We start from the raw sequence: 4,214 nt of genomic DNA on the forward strand, positions 1-4,214 counted from the left end.
CAGTGCGTCGCGTAAAGCCGAGCAGAACAAGGTATGGGTGGGCTTGACCAAGGAAACGGCACATCAACTGGGAACCCCGACATCTTCTCTCCTGGCCTGGGCGGAAATTCTGAGGGATCGGAATGCAGCGCCCGATATCATTGATGAGATGGAGAAGGACATCAGGCGGCTGAAGAAGATTACCGAGCGTTTTTCGAAGGTAGGGTCCGAACCGCTTATGCAGCCTGTTGACCTGAGTGATTTGATTGTACGGACAGTGGATTACATCAGAACCCGTGTATCAGGAGATGTGGTGCTTCAGGCCGATGTGCCGGAGTATTCCCTGATGGTTCCGGCCAGCAGTTCCCTTCTGGAATGGGTGCTGGAAAATCTGATGAAGAATGCCGTGGATGCATTGGAGGGGGGAAAAGGAGAAGTTACTGTGTTCGCGGTCCGTTCGGATGAAAAAGTAATAATTGATGTTACGGATACCGGAAAGGGGATACCCCGTTCGCTGCACAAAACAATTTTTAAACCCGGTTTTACAACAAAGAGTCGAGGGTGGGGGCTTGGGTTGAGTCTTTCCAAGCGGATTGTTGAAATGTACCATAAAGGAAAGATTTTTGTTGCTTCTTCGGAACCAGGAAAAGGTACCACAATACGTATAATACTTCCGGGCCATCATGATTGATCAAAAAGGAATCAGCAGAAACGATACGGAGCTGATGGCACCCGTTGGCTCCTTTGAATCGCTCATGGCTGCCATTCAGGGAGGAGCGGATTCAGTGTATTTTGGTCTGGAAAACCTGAACATGCGTTCCCGTTCGTCTGTCAATTTTTCCCTCGGCGATCTGCGGGAGATTCTTGATATTACTACACGCCATAACGTAAGGGCGTACCTTGCCCTGAACACGGTAATGTATGATGAAGATCTTCCCCGTGCGAGGGAGATGCTCGATGCGGCTGCCCATGAAGGAATAAGTGCCGTCATATTGGCCGACCAGGCATTGCTGGAGTATGCTGCGTCGAGGAAACTGGAAATACATCTCTCAACCCAGCTGAACATTAGTAATGCGGAATCACTCCGGTTTTATTCCCGGTGGGCCGACGTGGTGGTTCTGGCAAGGGAGCTTTCCCTTGATCAGATCAGGAATATCCATTTCGAAATCCGGAAAAACGGGATCAAGGGCCCTTCCGGAAAGCCTGTGAAACTTGAACTCTTTGCCCATGGAGCCCTTTGTATGGCCATTTCAGGGAAATGTTACCTGAGCCTGCATCAGTTCAACCACTCAGCCAACAGAGGGGAATGTTTTCAGGTTTGCCGGAGAAGCTATCTGGTAACCGATGCCGAAACAGGCTATCAGCTGGAAATTGACAACCAGTATATTATGTCGCCCAAAGACCTGTGTACCATAGATTTTCTTGACCGCATTCTGGAAGCCGGCATATCGGTGCTGAAAATTGAAGGCAGGGCGAGGTCGCCTGAATATGTAAAAACCGTAACGGCCTGTTACCATGAAGCTCTGAAATCAATAGCCGAAAACTCGTATACGGAAGAAAAGATCCAGGGATGGAAAGAAAGACTTGCAGGGGTTTTCAACAGGGGGTTCTGGGACGGGTATTATCTGGGCCGTAAGATGGGGGAATGGAGTCAGCGCTACGGATCACATGCCACCAGAAGGAAGGAATACATAGGGAAAGTGGTCAATTATTATGCGAAAATTGGGGTAGCCGAAGTTCAGATGGATGCAGGGCAGCTGTCTCCCTCTGATGAAGTTCTCATTATAGGTCCTACCACAGGAGTGATGGAAACAAAGATTACCGAGCTGCGCGATGATAATGGAGCCATTCCTTCGGCACATAAGGGGATGCTGATTGCATTTCGGGTTCCGGGGGCCGTGAGAAGATCCGACAAAGTATATCGGTGGGTGGCTGCAAGTTATCAGAAAGAAAATCAGGAACTATAATGGTGCCGCATATGTTCTTCATACAGATCAGGTAATTCTTTCATTAGAACTTCCCGTTGATGGGGAGAATAAACCCGTACGATTTCCTCGTATCCCCTGTACCGGTATAACCCACCGAGAGCTGCATCAAAAACCGGATTACGGCAATTGTTTTTGACCTGACGAGTGATGGCTTCAAAATCCTGCCAGCTTATGAATCGCGACAGGGCGAAATACATTTTTGCATCATTCGTAACATCAAGGTATTTTCCCTCTTCTGTTTCCTGAAGAAGGAAGGTTTTATGAACCTTGATCAGGCCTTCCTGATCGATGGTGCGGACTTTTCTGAATTTGACACCTTCCTTAAGCAATAACGCCTGAAGTTCGCCGATTCGGGAGAAACAATCCAGGCCCAGCACCCTGATCGACGAAAATTGTTCATTGCCAATGATTAACTCTGCGTAGTTCCCGTAACAGGTATGCTGTTCCTTCTTTTTTATTGTGGTTATCCAGCGTCCTACCAGCTCAGGGGAAGCGGCTTCCTGCAAAATCAGAAAAACAGACCGCGGTTCTTCGGTGTCGGGCAGGTTATGCCCGAAATATCCCGGAAAAGGCTTTTTGTTTTCCAGTACGAGGGTATCTTCCAGAACATTGAACCGTATGGTGGAAAGGAATTCTTTCTTGAGTATGAATCCCGATATTTCAAGTGATGCAGGTTTCATGGGGGAGGAATTAAAAGTTGAATAAAGATACAAAATACGAAGATATTTTGTCTTAATATCCGAAGATTTACCGCCGAGGTTAATTGTATTTTATTGTAGTCTCAGCAAAAAGCGCAACCCTTACTCCACACCCGATACAAAACCCGGAACATAAAATTCGGAAGAATTGACAGATGGCCACAGATTCACAGATTTGTTCTGTATTTTATCTGTACTTAATTTGTGGTTATCTGTGAAATCTACTGTTTTCCTGTTTTTTTCTCTACAATTTTATTTATGGATACGAACTTTGTAAAAAAAAAAAATTGTAAATTGCTTTTAACTTCTAAATAACATGTGAAACCATGAGCAAAAAACCGACTATTTTTCTCGAACCCGCAATTCACAGAGGAAACAATGTTATTCTGATAAAGGTTGCCTTTAACCCGAAGCTTACCGATAAGGTTAAAAACTATGGGAATGTTCTCTGGAGTCAGAACATGCGCTGCTGGTACATGCCCGCCAGTGCCTTTCAACTTCCCCAATTCTTTGAGCACTTTAAGCAAATGGCATACATCAACTACTCAGCCCTGAAAAAAGAGTGCACACAGGATGGTAGTAAAAATAACCATCCGAAAATCACTCCGGCTCATGCTGAGTTAATCTCTAACTTCAGGATTTGGCTTACCCACAAGCGGTATAGCCCAAATACAAAAAATACCTATACCGATATGATTAAAAGGTTCCTGAGCGTAAATTCAGAAAAACCCTTACCCCACTGCACCAACGATGATATAGTGTCATACCTTCATAAAAACGTGGTTCAAAAAGGCTATAGCTTTGCTTTCCAGAACCAAATGGTAAGTGCGCTAAAGCTATTCTTCCGGGAAATTGTAAAAACCGAAATTCGGGTTGAGGCCATTGAGCGACCCCGGCGCGAGCACAAGCTTCCCAATGTATTGAGCAAGGAAGAGGTTAAAGCCATTTTGGAAGCCCTTGCCAACTTAAAGCATCGCACCATGCTAAGCCTGATATATGCTTGTGGACTTCGACGAAGCGAACTGCTAAACCTGAGGATTGAAGATATCGACTCAAAACGACACATGCTGATGATTCGCAACTCCAAAGGTAATAAAGACAGGTTAGTACCCATCTCGGATAAAATCATTGAAATGCTTCGCGAATATTACAAGGCCTATAGGCCCCAAACCTGGTTGTTTGAAGGGCAAAAAGCAGGAGGAACATATTCAGCACGCAGCTTAGAACAGGTTTTAAAAAATGCCCTAAAAAAGGCTAAGATTTCCAAACCAGTCACATTGCATTGGTTGCGACATTCATACGCCACTCATTTGCTTGAATGGGGCACCGATTTAAGGTATATTCAGGAATTGCTTGGACACAAAAGCAGTAAAACAACTGAGATATACACACATGTAACCGAAAAAAGTTTACAGAAAATAAAATCTCCTTTTGATGATTTATAATTTAGTTCTTACATTTGATTTAAGAAATAAAACGCTATTTTATAGCGTGTATACATCCAAAAATGGAAATAAAGCGAAATAGAGTAGCGTATATAAACGAGTTA

At 44.6% G+C, this 4,214-nt stretch carries 4 protein-coding genes; 3 read left to right on the forward strand and 1 reads right to left on the reverse strand.

The annotated features are described in order from the left end of the window. Together GX419_11700 and GX419_11705 are read left to right on the forward strand one after the other, a co-directional pair. Positions 1-670, forward strand: a 670-nt coding sequence (locus GX419_11700; GenBank protein NLI25358.1) for a HAMP domain-containing histidine kinase, incomplete at its 5' end; no start/stop codon positions are given. Beyond that, positions 663-1,946 carry a U32 family peptidase gene (locus GX419_11705; protein NLI25359.1) on the forward strand — a complete coding sequence of 428 codons (1,284 nt, stop codon included), beginning with the start codon at positions 663-665 and terminating at the stop codon, positions 1,944-1,946. The genes GX419_11700 and GX419_11705, both read left to right, overlap by 8 nt. Here GX419_11705 and GX419_11710 read toward each other — a convergent pair. Further along, positions 1,934-2,647, reverse strand: a complete 714-nt coding sequence (locus GX419_11710) for a hypothetical protein (protein ID NLI25360.1) — start codon at positions 2,645-2,647, stop codon at positions 1,934-1,936. The genes GX419_11705 and GX419_11710 overlap by 13 nt on opposite strands. Before the next feature lie 344 nt (positions 2,648-2,991). Here GX419_11710 and GX419_11715 point away from each other — a divergent pair, with 344 nt between their 5' ends. Further along, positions 2,992-4,110 (forward strand): tyrosine-type recombinase/integrase, encoded by a 1,119-nt coding sequence (locus GX419_11715; GenBank protein NLI25361.1) that lies wholly within the window; start codon positions 2,992-2,994, stop codon positions 4,108-4,110. The last annotated feature ends 104 nt before the right edge of the window (positions 4,111-4,214 follow it).

The organism is Bacteroidales bacterium, from assembly GCA_012517825.1.
Taxonomy (GTDB): Bacteria; Bacteroidota; Bacteroidia; order Bacteroidales; family JAAYUG01; genus JAAYUG01.

Bases quoted from the DNA above. Each gene is read 5' to 3' on its own strand.
- GX419_11705 (NLI25359.1), top strand. From the start codon at position 663: ATGATTGATCAAAAAGGAATCAGCAGAAACGATACGGAGCTGATGGCA.
- GX419_11710 (NLI25360.1), bottom strand. From the start codon at position 2,647: ATGAAACCTGCATCACTTGAAATATCGGGATTCATACTCAAGAAAGAA.
- GX419_11715 (NLI25361.1), top strand. From the start codon at position 2,992: ATGAGCAAAAAACCGACTATTTTTCTCGAACCCGCAATTCACAGAGGA.